This window comes from Kiloniella sp. EL199, from assembly GCF_900313065.1.
Taxonomy (GTDB): Bacteria; Pseudomonadota; Alphaproteobacteria; order Kiloniellales; family Kiloniellaceae; genus Kiloniella.
This window is the reverse complement of record NZ_OMPU01000010.1, coordinates 110473-125981: the sequence shown is the minus strand read 5'-3', so window position 1 is coordinate 125981 and position 15509 is coordinate 110473. Positions and strand designations below refer to the sequence as shown.

The 15509-nt window shown below is 44.0% G+C and carries 16 protein-coding genes; 10 read left to right on the top strand and 6 right to left on the bottom strand.

Annotated elements, in window-relative coordinates:
* The first annotated feature begins 23 nt into the window (after window positions 1-23).
* From greA to D9A03_RS09100, 4 genes are all read left to right on the top strand, one after another.
* Window positions 24-500 (top strand): transcription elongation factor GreA, encoded by a 477-nt coding sequence (gene greA, locus D9A03_RS09115; RefSeq protein ID WP_047764414.1) that lies wholly within the window; start codon window positions 24-26, stop codon window positions 498-500.
* A 177-nt stretch (window positions 501-677) separates the two neighbouring features.
* The gene (locus tag D9A03_RS09110; protein ID WP_120496891.1) at window positions 678-1244 is read left to right on the top strand and encodes a histidine phosphatase family protein; all 567 of its coding nucleotides are present in this window, start codon (window positions 678-680) and stop codon (window positions 1242-1244) included.
* 50 nt (window positions 1245-1294) lie between these two features.
* Window positions 1295-2086, top strand: a complete 792-nt coding sequence (gene pyrF, locus D9A03_RS09105) for an orotidine-5'-phosphate decarboxylase (RefSeq protein WP_120496890.1) — start codon at window positions 1295-1297, stop codon at window positions 2084-2086.
* A 204-nt stretch (window positions 2087-2290) separates the two neighbouring features.
* The gene (locus D9A03_RS09100; protein WP_162938060.1) at window positions 2291-2788 is read left to right on the top strand and encodes a DUF4410 domain-containing protein; all 498 of its coding nucleotides are present in this window, start codon (window positions 2291-2293) and stop codon (window positions 2786-2788) included.
* Window positions 2789-2853: 65 nt separating this feature from the next.
* Here D9A03_RS09100 and D9A03_RS09095 read toward each other — a convergent pair whose 3' ends face one another.
* Entirely contained in the window at window positions 2854-3510 is a 657-nt protein-coding gene (locus D9A03_RS09095) for a lysozyme inhibitor LprI family protein (RefSeq protein WP_120496888.1), read from the bottom strand.
* Window positions 3511-3536: 26 nt separating this feature from the next.
* Window positions 3537-5651 (bottom strand): S9 family peptidase, encoded by a 2115-nt coding sequence (locus D9A03_RS09090; protein ID WP_120496887.1) that lies wholly within the window; start codon window positions 5649-5651, stop codon window positions 3537-3539.
* 126 nt (window positions 5652-5777) lie between these two features.
* On the opposite strand from D9A03_RS09090, the gene D9A03_RS09085 reads away from it, so the two are divergent.
* A complete protein-coding gene (locus D9A03_RS09085; protein WP_120496886.1) occupies window positions 5778-5954 on the top strand; it encodes a DUF4169 family protein in 177 nt (58 codons plus the stop codon).
* A 79-nt stretch (window positions 5955-6033) separates the two neighbouring features.
* Here D9A03_RS09085 and D9A03_RS09080 read toward each other — a convergent pair whose 3' ends face one another.
* A complete protein-coding gene (locus D9A03_RS09080) occupies window positions 6034-6723 on the bottom strand; it encodes a cell wall hydrolase (RefSeq protein WP_120496885.1) in 690 nt (229 codons plus the stop codon).
* 713 nt (window positions 6724-7436) lie between these two features.
* Between D9A03_RS09080 and D9A03_RS09075 the strand changes: the two genes are divergently transcribed.
* The 5 genes from D9A03_RS09075 to ung all read left to right on the top strand — a co-directional run bounded on the left by D9A03_RS09075 (window position 7437) and on the right by ung (window position 12223).
* A complete protein-coding gene (locus tag D9A03_RS09075; protein WP_120496884.1) occupies window positions 7437-8273 on the top strand; it encodes an AsmA family protein in 837 nt (278 codons plus the stop codon).
* A 181-nt stretch (window positions 8274-8454) separates the two neighbouring features.
* Window positions 8455-9714 (top strand): FAD-dependent monooxygenase, encoded by a 1260-nt coding sequence (locus tag D9A03_RS09070; RefSeq protein WP_120496883.1) that lies wholly within the window; start codon window positions 8455-8457, stop codon window positions 9712-9714.
* 180 nt (window positions 9715-9894) lie between these two features.
* A complete protein-coding gene (locus D9A03_RS09065) occupies window positions 9895-10812 on the top strand; it encodes a LysR family transcriptional regulator (RefSeq protein ID WP_162938058.1) in 918 nt (305 codons plus the stop codon).
* A gap of 43 nt (window positions 10813-10855) precedes the next feature.
* Entirely contained in the window at window positions 10856-11515 is a 660-nt protein-coding gene (elbB, locus tag D9A03_RS09060; protein WP_120496881.1) for an isoprenoid biosynthesis glyoxalase ElbB, read from the top strand.
* Window positions 11516-11524: 9 nt separating this feature from the next.
* Window positions 11525-12223 (top strand): uracil-DNA glycosylase, encoded by a 699-nt coding sequence (ung, locus tag D9A03_RS09055; protein WP_120496880.1) that lies wholly within the window; start codon window positions 11525-11527, stop codon window positions 12221-12223.
* A gap of 70 nt (window positions 12224-12293) precedes the next feature.
* Here ung and D9A03_RS09050 read toward each other — a convergent pair whose 3' ends face one another.
* The 3 genes from D9A03_RS09050 to D9A03_RS09040 form a co-directional block, all read right to left on the bottom strand.
* Window positions 12294-12836, bottom strand: a complete 543-nt coding sequence (locus tag D9A03_RS09050) for a glycine cleavage system protein R (RefSeq protein ID WP_120496879.1) — start codon at window positions 12834-12836, stop codon at window positions 12294-12296.
* Between the two features lie 215 nt (window positions 12837-13051).
* Window positions 13052-14263 carry an extracellular solute-binding protein gene (locus D9A03_RS09045; RefSeq protein ID WP_120496878.1) on the bottom strand — a complete coding sequence of 404 codons (1212 nt, stop codon included), beginning with the start codon at window positions 14261-14263 and terminating at the stop codon, window positions 13052-13054.
* A gap of 367 nt (window positions 14264-14630) precedes the next feature.
* Window positions 14631-15500, bottom strand: coding sequence for an ABC transporter permease (locus D9A03_RS09040; protein ID WP_120496877.1), 870 nt, complete (start codon window positions 15498-15500; stop codon window positions 14631-14633).
* Window positions 15501-15509 lie beyond the last annotated feature (9 nt).

Genomic DNA, 15509 nt, shown 5'->3' with positions numbered 1-15509 from the left:
TGTAAATACGCCTGGAAAAGCGAATGAGTGAAAAGTTCCCAATGACCAAGGAGGGCCTTGCCCGCCTTGAAGAAGAGCTCCGTAACCTGAAAGTTGTCGAACGTCCGGCAGTGATTCGCGCGATTGCCGAAGCACGTGAGCACGGTGATCTGTCAGAGAACGCCGAGTACCACGCCGCCCGCGAAAAGCAGAGCTTTATTGAGGGCCGCGTTCTTGAACTTGAGGCACGAATATCTCGTGCAGAGGTTATCGATGTTGCTGCAATGAGCGGTTCAACCGTGAAATTCGGTGCAACTATCACCATTGCCGACGAAGATACCGACGAAGAATCCACTTACCAACTGGTTGGTGATCTGGAAGCAGATGTCAAAGCTGGCCGAATTGCAATTACCTCGCCAATGGCACGCGCAATGATCGGAAAAGAAGAAGGCGATTCTGTTGAAGTCAGAACACCAGCCGGTGAAAAAGGCTACGAAATCGTCAAGATTGAATATATTTAAGCCACAATTCTTTGGCTATATGCTACCCGGTATCTCCTTTGAGATACCGGGTATTTTTTTATATCGCCGGTTTGTTGTATTTTTGCGTTAGGCGTGAAGAGAGAAGTCCTAAACCAACAATGAAAAAACGGCAGGCAAGAGTTAAACAAAGCAATTATAAAACAGGTCCATTCTCTTATGCTCCTTCACAAAGAATTCTACTACATTCGCCATGGACAAACTGACTGGAACGCCAAGGGTTTGATGCAGGGTTTTACCGATATCCCCCTCAACGAAACTGGGCGCAAGCAGGCTTACGAAGCAGCAGAAGCCATCAAGCAGGTTAAAATTCAAACCATCTGTGCCAGCCCACTGGAACGAGCTCTGGAAACAGCACAAATACTGAATAAGGTTCTTAATTGCGAAATTGTCATTATTGATGATCTGAAAGAAGCGGGCTTTGGAAGTCAAGAAGGGCTTGTTGACAACGGATGGTTTGAAGACTGGAAAGATGGTGTGTTTACCCCTGAAGGTGCAGAAACAAGGCAAAAATTCATCCAACGCGCCACAAATGCCGTCAACGAGGCGATTAATCGCCCGGGTCCAGTTTTAATCGCCGCCCACGGTGGCCTCTATGGGGCCATCAAGCATCATTTCGATTTGCCGGATTACCAACCACTCCCCAACTGCGCCCTTTGTCACCACACACCACCAAATGTGAATAGCCCTGTTTGGCAACGGCGTTTTGTAAGAAAAAGAAACTAACAACATCACAATCAAATCGGCGACAATATATATAAAGAGGAGCATCAATCATGACATTTTTCGAAACCTTATCAGAAGCTCCATGTGATGCTCTAACAAAGTGTGTCGGGATTGATCCTACTCAAGATACGTTATCAGCCTGGGGGTTAGATGACACCGCTGCTGGTGCTCGAGCCTTTGCACTGACTATGCTAGAAGCAGCTCACAATAATGCCCCTATCGTAAAACCTCAGATTGCCTATTTTGAAAGATTTGGGGTCGAAGGCTATAGTGTACTAACTGATATTATCAAGGAAGCAAAGGACATGGGTCTCCTTGTCCTGGCAGATGTAAAAAGAGGCGATATTGGCTCCACTATCGATGCCTATTCCCAAGCTTGGCTTGGCGACAAGGCCCCGATGCAGGTAGATGCTATTACCGTTACGCCATACCTTGGGTTTGGTTCTTTAACGCCCCTGCTTGATAGAGCTTATGATACCGGTGCTTATGTCTTTGTTGTCGCCCGCTCATCAAACCCGGAAGGGACGACCTTGCAGGAACACGGGAACCCTAAACTCTGGCAAACAATTTTAGATGACATCGGCACTTGGGAGGCAAACCGCGGTAACAAAACCATTGGTGCAGTCGTCGGGGCAACAGTCCCTGCCGATTTAAAGTATGCCCTTGAACAGCTACCCAACGCTTACTTCCTGGCCCCAGGGATCGGAAAACAAGGCGCAAGGCTGGAAAATATCAAAGCCCTCACCCCTGACCTAAAGAGAATTGTGGTCAGCTCCAGTCGTGGTCTTGCAGCAGCAGGTCCAAAGATTGCTGACATCCGTGAGGCGATAATCCAAATGTAAGCTTTACTCTAACGAAATAAATCGGGATGAGAAATATCAAAGTCCTCAGTTTGCTTTCTGCCTATGCTTCTCACTCGATTTAACTCTTGCTGACCAGCAAAAGACAACTTTAAGAGGAATACTTCCAAATTAAAACTTGCAGCAACAGAGGAAAACGAACAAACATCCCCTATTCAAATTTAATGATTAGCAAGGATCGTTATCGTGTTTAAAAAAATCCTAATAACTCTTTTTTTAACTCTCTTTGTCACAGCTTGTAGCTCATCTGGAAAATTAACCCAAACTGTTGCCCCGACATCTGCAATTGACCATTCTGCCCACGCAAATTTGAGCATTTCTACAGGGCAGCAAAAAGATGCAAAGGATTTTGCAAATCGGCTTCAGGACCGTCTTTTTGGAAAGCTCGTTAGCCGTAAAGTTTTTTCGAACGTGAATCAAAATGACGCAACAGCCAAATATAATTTGGAAATTACAATTTCCGGAGCCAAAAAAGTATCTGGCGCGGCAAGAGTTCTATTTGGCGTTTTTGCTGGCTCAAACAATGTAACAGCCGACGTTACTCTAAAAGATCAAGCCACTGGCGAAGTTATCACCACCTTCAAGGCAGAAGGAAAATCAGCGTCACATCCATTTTCATCCGAAAGTGGTGCTGAAGATGCCATCCGCGAAGTCAGTGAACAGATCGTAACTGGCTTGCTATAGCCTATTACAGTTTGGGCCAGATCAAATAACTCTGGCCCTTTTAGTGCTTAAAATTTACATCACATCTACTCTAAAAAGCGAACGATTTGATAAAAGAAAGATTGAGAAAGTTCACTCTTTAGAGACGCATTATGAATTCTCATAATAGAACCACCTTGCTCCTCCCCGTACTTATAAAAGCCATCCATTAAACTTGCTTCATAGGCTAACCATTTCATTTTAGCATCAGAAAGTTGGGCTAACACGGCTTTAGAAACACTGCGTGAAAGTTCGCGAAAGAGATAATCACTTTCACGCCCCCAACGCTCAGCACTTTGGTAATAACACCCTGCAATATCCAGGGTTGTCATTGCCGTATCCAGACACGCTTTTTCTAACAGGTGGATTGGGTTATCGGGCCGAGCAAAGACAACTTTAAAAAATCCATGATCGGATTTGCGCCGTACCCCGACACCCTTGCGATCATCAATAACCAACTCAAAATTTTCGCCGCGGGTCCACTTCTCTATTTGCTCAAAAGTGATAAACCGATAGTAGAAGGCCGCTTCCAGCTTTTTGCCCTGCTCTGTCTGGAAATAAACATAGCCCGGATCATGGAATTCTTTGTAAACCAGCTCTCCGACAACCAATGTTTTCGAACTTTCCTCTGCCTTCCCCTCAAAAATCGTGAATACAAAAAGGAGAGAGAATACTTTCAAAAAACTTCCATATCGTCTCTTCATGTTTTCCCTCTCCTTTATGATATTACTTACAGATCAAATGTTTTAAGTAAAAACGCATCCATCAGTGCGACTTCTTTCAAGCGCTCGAAACGTCCGGAAGCACCACCGTGACCCGCGGACATATTGGTTTTAAAAATCAGATGATTGCTATCTGTTTTAAGTTCACGCAGACGCGCGACCCACTTTGCGGGCTCCCAATAGGTCACGCGCGGATCGGTCAGCCCAGCTGTGACCAGCATATTCGGGTAATCCTGTGCCGTTACATTATCCACAGGCGAGTAGGACTTGATATAGTCATAAGCCTCTTTACTCGCGATTGGGTTACCCCACTCTGGCCATTCCGGTGGCGTCAGCGGCAAGGTTTCATCACACATGGTTGTCAGAACATCCACAAAGGGCACATCCGCAACAATCGCCTTGAAAAGATCCGGGCGCATGTTGGAAACCACGCCCATTAACATGCCACCCGCACTGCCACCATGCGCCGCAATCTGTCCCGCCGCGGTATAGCCCTCGGCAATCAGGTGTTCTGCCGCGGCGATAAAATCGATGAAGGTATTCTTCTTCTTATCCATCTTACCATCGAGGTACCAACCATAGCCCTTGTCCGTGCCCCCACGTATATGGGCGATAGCATAGACGAAGCCCCGATCCACCAATGAAAAGCAGTTGCGCATGAACCCTGCAGGCATCGCATTCCCATAAGAACCATAGCCATAAAGCAGGAGCGGTGCTTTGCCATCAAGAACGGTATCTTTTCTATGAATTAAAGAAACCGGCACAAGAGCCCCATCATGCGAAGGTGCTAACAACCGTCGAACAGTGTAAGCATCAGGATTATGCCCGCTTGGAATTTCGTCTTCCTTGCGTAATGTCCGTTCTCGGCTTTCCATATCATAATCGAATACACGTGTCGGTGTTGAAGGCGATGAATAGCTAAAACGCAAAATCTTGGTATCAAACTCATATCCGGCTGATATACCAAGGCTATAAGCCTCTTCATCAAAAGCGATCTCGTGCTCCTGATTATCAGAAAAATGCGTCACAATAATCTTTGGCAAGCCTTCAACACGCTCCAACCTTGCCATGAAATCTTTGAACACAAGCAAGCTCAAAATCAAAACGCCGGGTTTATGGGCAATCAGGTCTTTCCAGTTTTCCCGCCCCATTTTATCAAAAGATGTCTCGCAGATTTTAAAATCTACTGCATCATCAGCATTGGTCAAAACAAGAAGGCGGTCATCATGATCACTGACTTCATACTCTATACCCGGTTCACGCACTGATACGACAACAGGTTTAGAGGCGGGGTTACCTGCCGGAATTAAATGAACTTCAGATGTCTGGTGGTCGTGCGCCAATATCTGAATGCACTTGCCAGACTCGCTTTTCCCTATGCCAACAAAAAAACCGGGATCACTTTCCTCGTACACGAGGACGTCAAGGTTTTCTTCATCCCCCAGACAGTGCCGGAGTACCTTTGACGGTCGATGATTATCATCCAACACTGTATAGAACAGCGTTTGATTATCGGCTGCCCACACCACAGAACCGGAAGTGCTATCAATCACATCCTCCAGTTCTATGCCAGTCGTCAGATCCTTAATTCGCAGTGTATAGTATTCAGAACCTGTCTCATCGACACTATAGGCGATGTAACGATGATCCGGACTGTGTGCACAGCTTGCGATTTGGAAAAAATCTTTCCCTTCGGCCTTTACGTTACCATCAAGAAGTACTTCTTCATTCCCCCTGTTTTCAATCCCGTTGTCTTCTCTCGGCTTGCGACAGAATACCGGGTGCTGTTGCCCCTCTTCATAGCGAACATAATAAAGCCAGAGACCATCCGGGGATGGTACAGAAGAATCATCTTCTTTAATGCGCCCCTTCAATTCCTCGAACAATAATTTTTGCAGATCTTCCGTATCTGCCATAACAGCTTTGCAATACCCGTTTTCCTGTTCAAGATAATCCCGAATATCCGGTGCTAGTTTATCCGGTTGACGCATGACTTCCTGCCAATTATCAGCCCGCAACCACGCGTAAAGATCTTCGCGCTGATCATTGTGAAGTTCATGTACGTAAGGTTTTTGCTGTGCTTTTGGGGCAAAGGCATTTTCAGAGACAGGATTGCTGGTCATCTTGATTCCATCAGGTCATAAAAAAAATTCTGGTCCAGAAGCATTAAATGGTTACATCATATTAGAAAACAAGAAATGACAGGAAATCACATTTGATGACAACCTTTACAAAGGCAGAGGTATTTCATGAGTAATGTTATTAATCTAAAACAAGTTCGCAAAAACAAGAAACGTGAGGAAAAGGACGCAAAAGCTGCCGATAACCGGATCGCATTTGGCCGAACAAAAGCTGAGAAAGAAAGTTCCAAAATCGAGAATAAACGTCAGGCGAAAATCGTCGACGATCACAAGTTAGATAAATAGATGCGAATGAAATAACAACCAGACAAACAAAAAGCGCCAACTAGCAGCGCTTTTCAATTCATCAGAATTTTATAAAAGCTTACTTCACTTCAAGAGAAGCAACTTCCAGATCATTTGTTTTCTCGCGATAGAAAATATGGCGACCAATTGTCGGTCCCTGATCAAATGCCGTACGCCACTTGGGATTTACGTAATCCGCATGGTACCAAAGTGCACCTTCGCTGACATCGTTGGAAACACCCCAATAAACATAGCGGGCAAGTTTTTGCGCTTCTTCCCAGGATGCCTGATCTTTAATTTCGTCTTTTTTACCGTCACACCACCAGGAAAACTGGCATTTGTTCAAGCGAGAAGAACCACCTTGCTGTACGACACCACAAATAGTCGAAGGGAACCTTTTGCTCGCAACACGGTTAAGAACAACATGAGCAACAGCACGTTTCCCACTTGTATTCTCACTGCGAGATTCAAAATAGATATTCTGTGCCAGACACTCTAACTCAGTATCATAATTTGCAAGTGTTGGACGACGACGTTCCAGCTCAGGCAGGACGGCGTAATCACGGGCCAAAGGTCTCACATCAACAGGGGAGATAAAATCATCCTCGGCAACCTGAACAGCTTGCGCGTTTTTTTGCGCTTCAGGCGCAATCAAGCCAGCACTAATAACAAGCGCAAAAAGGAATGATGAAAATCCGTACCAATGACTGCGGAATTGGCCTCGTAGCCTATATCCCAAGCGTATGATCTGTCGTAAACCACGTCTCATTTATAAAGTACCTCAGTTTATCACTTCAGCAGCTTTTTCAAGCCCGTGCCCACACAGCCTGTATCATTGTGAGCGTACCCCGATATGGGGATGAATTAAAAACAAGCAACCCTGTGTCGCTTGTTACGACCAAATCTTTACAAGAGATTAACATCAAGAGTCAAAGAAATATTTATCATGAATTAGAGACAAAAACGCGTAAAAATACTTTCATTACCAATAAATACATTAACTAAAAACAGTTTTTACTTTAAAAACTTTGTTTTTACTTTAAATAAAAAATAATTAGCCATGCAACTTTCGCATAGTCCCTATGCCATCCAATGAAAAGCACCCCTATTTATTGTGATAAAAATGAGACTTGAACTCCAAGGCAATTCAAAAACAACAAACAGTTGATATAAAACATTTATTTTAAACTCACTCCTATTTCATGAATTCTTTACGTTAATAATTTTTATTTCAAAAATGCCCTGTGATAAAATTGCAACGAGGAAAAGTATTCCAAACGCCCCTTTAATGCCTTGTATTGTAATTAACCTTTTTACTTCAAACGTTAACCATGTTTACTACATTAAAAGTTATTGATTTTTATGGATTCATCCGGATTTTTACGAATAACTGACATCGTTTTGTGGCATCTACCTATAGATTTTAGAGATCACAAATGTTTAAGTGCTCCATCATAAAAAAACTCGGGGAAGCCTGAAACAATGAACAAAACTATCAAAATTGCTGGCATCACACTTATCTCGATCGCGGTACTGATCGTTGTCGGTGTCATCTTCATCTATTCATCTCTGGATTCAATCGTCAAAGCAGCGGTTGAAAGTGTTGCTTCGGACATGACACAAACAGAAGTCACACTGGACAACGTCTCTATCTCACCGACCACAGGTGAAGGCAGCCTAAGCGGCTTTACCATGAGTAACCCTGAAGGCTTTAAGTCGGATGATGCTTTTAAATTCGAAAATATCAGCATCAAAGTTGACCCGACCTCAATCGCCAACGATGTTGTCATAATTAACGAGATCAGCATAACAGCACCTCATATAACTTATGAAGTTGGTCCCTCCAAAAGTAATATTGATACAATCAACGAAAATGCGCAGACAAATAGCAGTTCATCTGAGGGTTCGGACAGTGGATCAGATGATGGCCCCAAATTTATCGTGGAACATCTATACCTGAATGATGGTGAGATTTCTGTTGCCGCCGCACCACTTGGCGACAAAACAATTGATCTTGTCTTACCAAATATCCATCTCAAAGATATTGGAAAAGGTGATAGTGGTGCCAGTCCGGATGTCATTTTAAAAGCTGCACTTGGTGCCGTTACCAAAAACATTACAGGCGCGTTAGGATCTGTTGATCTGAAAGGATTAGCCAAGGGCGTAACAGATGGCGTTAAAGGTGTTGCAGATGGCGTCACCGGTGGCGCTTCTGCAGTAACGGATACCGTAAGTGATGCCGCTTCTGATGCTGGTGAAGGTTTGAAGGATGCTGCTGATGGTGCTGGGGATGCCTTAAAAGGTTTGCTTGGTGACTAAAATAAAATAGCCAAACACAATTTAAAATGGGGTTTCTGAATTATCAGAAGCCCCATTTTTATATCTCATCGTAAAAAACTCTGAACTGTGACAAGACAACGCCTTGCACCACTGCTACTTTGAGAGTACCTCAAATACAAAACAATATCTTTCGCATTCAGTACAAGTGTAACCAGAGACAATGACTAGCCAGAATTCTTCTTCAATGCTCACAAATCAGGTTCAGATTATTGGTGGAGGATTGGCTGGTTTAAGTCTCGCCGCAGCACTTGGAACAGCTGAGATAAAAACGCTTCTGATCGATCTTGAACCTCCTTTGCCAGAAGATCCTTATCAGGACGCAAAAGACAACCGCACAACAGCATTGATCCAAAATTCCATTAATTTACTGAAAGCTTGCGGCGCCTGGGTTGGATGTGAGGAATACGCCACCGCATTAACAGTAATGCGAATTGTTAATTTACCCAGGGGAAAACAAAAATATCCCAGTTCTACAGATTTTGATTCCCGTGAAATCAATGATAGCCCCTTTGGCTTTAACGTCCCCAATGCTGTATTGCGAAGATCATTATGCAACAGACTAAATGAACTGCCCTCTGTCACGCACCTGACCTCTACGAAAATGGAAAAGATGGAGGTCAGCGAAAAGGGTTATATTCTTGATCTATCTGATGGACAGAAATCTAGCGCACAACTTACAGTCGGTGCAGACGGGAAAAATTCACAAAGCCGCAAAGCCGTTGGCATCAAGTCAATGTCATGGCCTTATCCTCAAACCGCGATAACCTGTTATATCGAGCACAGTAAAGATCATCAAAATATTTCAACCGAAACCCATTATCCCGCTGGGCCTTTCACCCTCGTTCCTATGATGGGCAAACGATCATCCATCGTTTGGGTTGAAGAAACTTCACTTGCCAAAAAACTGCTCGCCCAAGACGAAGAATCTTTTACCAAAGCGCTTAAAGAGAAAATCAAAGGCCGCCTGGGAACCGTCAAGTTGTTTGGAAAACGAGGCGGCTTCCCCATATCTGCCATGCTCAGTAACTCTTTTCACGATAGACGCTTTGCTCTTATCGCTGAAGCGGCCCATGCCCTGCCCCCGATTGCTGCTCAGGGGCTAAACCTAAGTTTACGTGACGTCGCTGTTCTTGCAGAACTGTTGATTAATCAAAACAACAAAGGCAACGATCTTGGCGAGATCCAATTGCTAGCAGAATATGATCGTGCCAGACGCTTTGATGTTTTCACTCGTCTTGCAGCTGCAGACGGCCTCAATCGATTTGCATCGAATGACAGTGCCATCCTTCACAAGGTCCGGGATCTTGGGTTATCAGCCGTCAGGAATTTTTCTCCTTTGCGTCATTTCATGATGAAATCAGGAATGACATCTCCTCTTGGAACGCCAAGCCTAATGACGGGCAAGGAAATAAAAAAATAATCCATCCATGTCGCCAGAGTTATATGACATTGGCGCTTTGATTAATGGCTTTAAAAACATATCCCCTTATATCTTCTAGGGATATGTTATATATATCCATATGTCAGGAATTCGGCACGCCGTAATTCTTAAAACAATAACAAGACAATAAAACTTACTGCACCACAGGAGGTGACTACCTTGGATTTGCGCCAATTGGAACTACTCTGTGCGCTGGCGCGCGAAAAACATTTTGGGCGGGCAGCCAAGAACTGTAACATTTCTCAACCCGCTTTTTCTGCGAGAATTCGACAACTGGAAAATGAACTTGGTGTTCCAATCGTAAAGCGAGAACGTAGTTTTCAGGGCCTAACAACCGAAGGAGAATTGGTTGTCTCTATCGCACAACGCATTCTTGCCGAAGCCCGAACCTTAAAGCAGTCTTTGAGCCAAATGAGCAAGGGCCTAGCCGGCCATCTGCGTATCGGTGCCATTCCATCAGCGATGCCAATGATGTCACTCATTAAAAATCCTTTTTGCGAAGCCCATCCGAATATTACCGTTTCAATCCTGTCTCTTTCCTCGGCCGAAATACAACTCAGTCTGGAAAAATTTGATCTCGAAGTTGGTGTCACCTATCTAAGTAATGAATTAAGCACCAACGTTGAAAGCCACGAGCTTTATCACGAAGAATATTCCCTCATTCACAAAGCAGACGGACCGCTGAAGGACAGAAACACCATCACTTGGCAGGAAGCTGCCGAGATTCCGCTCAGTCTTTTGACGCGTGATATGCAGTATCGCCGTATCATCGACAAAACTTTTGAAGAATTAGACTGTTTCGTCACTCCCCACACACAAACAAATTCCATCACACAACTTCTCCATGAAACGAGATTTGGGAATACATCCAGTATTGTCCCCATCAGCTTGATTCACATTCTGCGAAATCTGGAAGGTGTTGTTGCCATACCGCTTTCAGAGCCCAGACTTGTCAACAAGATCGGCATGATTATCGCGAAGAGAGAACCCAGTTCGCCCATTGCAAAAGAGTTCTTTAAACATACCAAGCGCTTGGATGTCGAAAAGCAACTACAGGAAGCTGGTCAGAAAAGCTAATCAAGCATCGTTGCAAATTCTATTGTAAGCTTAGGAGAAAAAAATGAGTGTCAAAGTTGCGGTTATTCTTTCTGGTTGTGGCTTTCTGGATGGCGCAGAAATCCATGAAGCAGTCATGACACTCTATGCCTTGCAAAAATTAGGGGCTGAAACATTATGTTTCGCACCAGATATCGAGCAACACGATGTTGTAAACCACCTGACAAAAAAAACAGTTCTCAGTGAAAGCAGAAATGTACTGATTGAATCTGCGAGAATAGCGCGTGGGCAAATTAGTGATTTAGCTGATTTTAATCCCGCTAATGTCGATGCAATGGCCCTTCCCGGTGGCTTTGGTGCGGCAAAAAATCTCTCATCCTTTGCGCATGACGGCGCCGATTGCACCATCAATCCCGATGTTGAAAATGCAATCAGTGGAATGATCAAAATGAGCAAACCGGTCGCTGCATTGTGTATATCACCAGCAGTAGTCGCCCGTTTATACAATCACCCCACACTTACCATCGGACAAGATGTCGATACAGCCAGCACACTTGAAAGTATGGGGGCTCACCACGAAACCACAGGGCACGGAGAAGTCATTGTTGATCGTACGAACAAGCTCGTCACAACGCCGTGCTATATGTTGGATGCCACTGTACCTGACATTGCTCAAGGTGCAGAAAATGCCATGGAAGTTCTCCTGACACTTATTGATGATTAACATCTTGTAATGAATACAACAGCAGATACAATTAAACTCGACCCAAGTTGGAAAGAGGCTCTGTTTTCCGAGTTTGGCAAAGACTATATGCGAAACCTGAAAACCTTTTTAAAGCAACAAAAAGAAAGCCGGAGAGTCATATTCCCAAAGGGAACAGAGTACTTTCAAGCACTTGACCTGACCCCTTTAAATAAAGTGAAAATCGTTATTTTAGGGCAAGATCCTTACCACGGCCCCGGTCAAGCCCATGGTTTGTGTTTCTCTGTTAAACCGGGTGTTCCCATCCCCCCGTCACTCAAGAATATCTACAAGGAAATGGAACAGGACCTTGGGATTCATCAACCATTACATGGTTATTTAAACTCTTGGGCCAAACAGGGCGTTTTGTTGCTCAATTCAGTTCTAACTGTCGAACAAAATAAAGCTGGATCCCATCAAGGGCGTGGCTGGGAGCTTTTTACCGATAAAATAATTGAAACACTTAATGACCGCCATCATGGCTTGGTCTTTATGTTATGGGGAAGCTATGCGCAGAAAAAGGGAGCTGTTATTGATCGAAATCGCCACCTTGTTCTGCAATCACCTCACCCTTCACCTTTAAGTGCACATCGTGGTTTCTTTGGGAATAGGCATTTTTCCCAAGCAAATGCCTATCTGGAACAACAAAAAAAGACAGCTATCAATTGGCTTCTTCCTGAAAGTCCATAACGCTTAAACCATTACGACTTTTCTGAACCAACTTTTGACTGTCTTTATTGATTTCTTATTGTATGTGAATTTAAATTCGTGTCACCGTCCCTTGTAAGTCATCCATCGTAATATCGACAAACAATTGATTTGCCAACTCTTCCAACTGGTCACGAATACTATCAACAGGAACAGAAGACGGGATCGCAATATTTATCTCGGCACTGAAAATTCTTTCAGAAGACATTGCACCATCCTGACAGTCTGTTGAAATTTCATTTATTCCGATTTTTTTCTCTGCCAGTGCGTGGGAAATATCCTGAACAATGCCAGGATGATCCGGACCGATAATTTCCAAACTCAACTCACGCAGTGTTTCATCAGATCCTGCCTTGGATTCTTGTTCCATAATAAGTTGACAGTTTGCACATCCAAGAGACTGAATATCGCGCTCTAGCGCCTCATGATTTCCTTCAGGAACCGAAACGCGAACAATACCAGCGAAGTTACTGGATAGTCTGGTCATCCGGCTTTCCAGCCAGTTTCCACCATGTTTGTTCACCATCGTGGACAGGTCATCAACCAATCCGGGTCGGTCAGAGCCAATAACTGTAAGGATAACGGTACTCGCCATGTCACAGTTCCTTTTTCTTGTGTATTATACAATCATTATAGATCGTAAATTTTCTATTATTTATACAAAAACGACTTTATTAGATCTTTTTTTGACATAAAATTTCAAAAACTTTAAAACTTTGCTTTGTATTTGAACAGTACACATCATGTTAGAAACCAAACATTTCAGCTCATACCGAAATACCTTTCATCATTTCCAACAAAAAAATGAGATCAGGCTTCTTTATATTTACGAACATAAACGGCCTGTAAATCCTTGAACCAAGCAGGCTCTGGCTTGAGCCAATAAAGGTCCTCAATAGCTTTTCCCTGATCATAAGAGAAATTGAACCACTCTTGCGCAGCCAGATCCAGCTCTTTATGAGCATCTTTGACTGCAGAATTATACCCGGAGTAAGCCATAAACATTCCAGCACCTTTAGGTGAGAGCAACCAGTTAATCAACTCGTAGCTCTGATCCACATTCTGGCTCCCTTCGGGAATAGCAAGCGTATCCATCCAGGCAAACGCGCCCTCTTTCGGGGCCAGAAATTTAAACCGGCTGGTTGTTTGTTTCCATAGCGTGTGCGCCGTGCCCCCCCAACCTTGCCCGACAACACAGTTGTTAAGCGTAAAGGCAGAGGTCAAGCCTTCTGTATCCATCCAAAATTGGCGAACATGGGATTTATGCTCTTGTGCAAAAAGAAGCGCTTCGCCTAAAATCTGGCGGGCTGATTCCTCGTTAAGATAGGCAGAATTCAAACGCTCCCCGGTACCATCCAGCATTAACGCCATTGAGTTCAGTGCAGATTCAGGGCGCGTTGTCACAAAACCTTTATTCTCAAATGACCATTGATCGTTCCATGAAAGTTCACCCGGTTGGTAATCTCGCAAAATACTATCAAAGATAATGCCTTCGCATCCCCAAACAAAAGGCAATGCGTATCGTCGCCCCCTGTATATCGTTCCCATATTTTCAGCACTCTTCAAAATGCTGCCATGTATGAGATCAAGGTTTAGTTTTTCCTCTTCAATCGGGCGCAAGAGATCTCTTGCCAGATACCAGTTTGTCAGGAAAGACAATGATGGGAATACGAGATCAAATCCTCGCCCTTTTGTCGCCTTTAAGGTCAAGAGGGCTTCGTTATTATTCTCGTATTCAGTCAAATAAATCTGTATGCCTGTATCTTTTTTAAACTCTGAGATCATGCCATCACTGAAATACCCCTGCCAGGAAAATACTTCCAGTTCTTGTTCTGCACTAATGGCCGGAGATGCAAGAAAGGGAGACGAACAAGCTATTCCCGCAAAGCTAATCGCACCTTTGAGAAGATGACGGCGACTAATTTCATGATCTGATTTTTCAACTTGGACAACGCTTTTCTCGCAATGAGATGGGCAAAAGGCCTGTGAACTTTGAGCAGGTGGACGATACGGCACGACCATGGACTGATACTTTCCAATACATTCTTAATTTAGACAATACGGCCAAGCCCCCACTTAACCCATTTGCCTAATCCAGTTAAATAAAACGCTATCAAAATACCTAATATACCCTTGTCAAAGATCAGTCCCCAATCCTTCAACGAGATATCAGCACACAGCATAATAGGCTCGCCACAAAAAAGCCACTCTGAAAGTAACTCAACATTTACAACGCAATCGAAAAAAGACCGGGCTAATAAGCCCGGCAAGTCGTGGGGTAAATTACTTGAAGAGCAACTTTTTTATCTGTCACCCTTTGGATCGGACGACACATAATCCTTCTAATCTGAACAGAAATCCCTCAGTTAATTTTCTCAGAGCCACACAATTACTCATTGTCTGGTACATTCTTGTCACGCTGTACAAATACCGAGACAAGGGCCAGGGCACCTGACACGACCATCAACATCAACGACACAGCATTCAATGCAGGCGTCGACCCTTGCTTGAGACGGTCAAACATCGTGATTGTCAGAGGTGAGTCCGATCCCACCAGCATCAAAGTTGTATTGAAATTCTCAAAAGACATAAGAAAACAGACAATCCCTGCACCTATCATTGCCGGCTTCAAAAAGGGAAGTGTAATAGTCTTCATCGCTTCCCACTTTGTTGCCCCCAAATTCAAAGCAGCTTCTTCCAAACTGGTATCAAACTTTCGTAGTCGCGCCGAAATCACGAGTGTTGTAATCGTCGTTACAAAAGCGAACTGCCCCATAATGACGATAAACAAACCCGGGCGAAGAAAGTCCAGATCCAGACCAAAGCTATCTTCTACACCATTGGCAATCGAGTTGGTGAAAATCAAAATCGAAATTCCCAAAATCACGCCGGGAATAACCAATGGCATCAGGGCAAAGATATAGAGAACATTTTTTCCCGGGAAATTATGGCGTTCGAACAAAAACGCATTACAAGTCCCAACAAAGACCGACAACAGCGTAACGCAAACAGCAATAAAGCCGGAATAGCCAATTGATTCCAAAAGCTGACCATCATTGAAAACACCAATACGAGGTTCTTCAGTGCCGATAAACCAATCAAAGGTAACACCGTTCCAAGGCATGGAAGGAAACAAACTATCATTGAAAGCGAAGACACCAACGACCACAAGCGGTGCCGCCAGATAAATAAAAAACAGCGTTATATAAGCCGCGTAAAGGCGCGTGCTGAACTTTGACTGAGGAAGAGATGGTATCATATCAAAGCC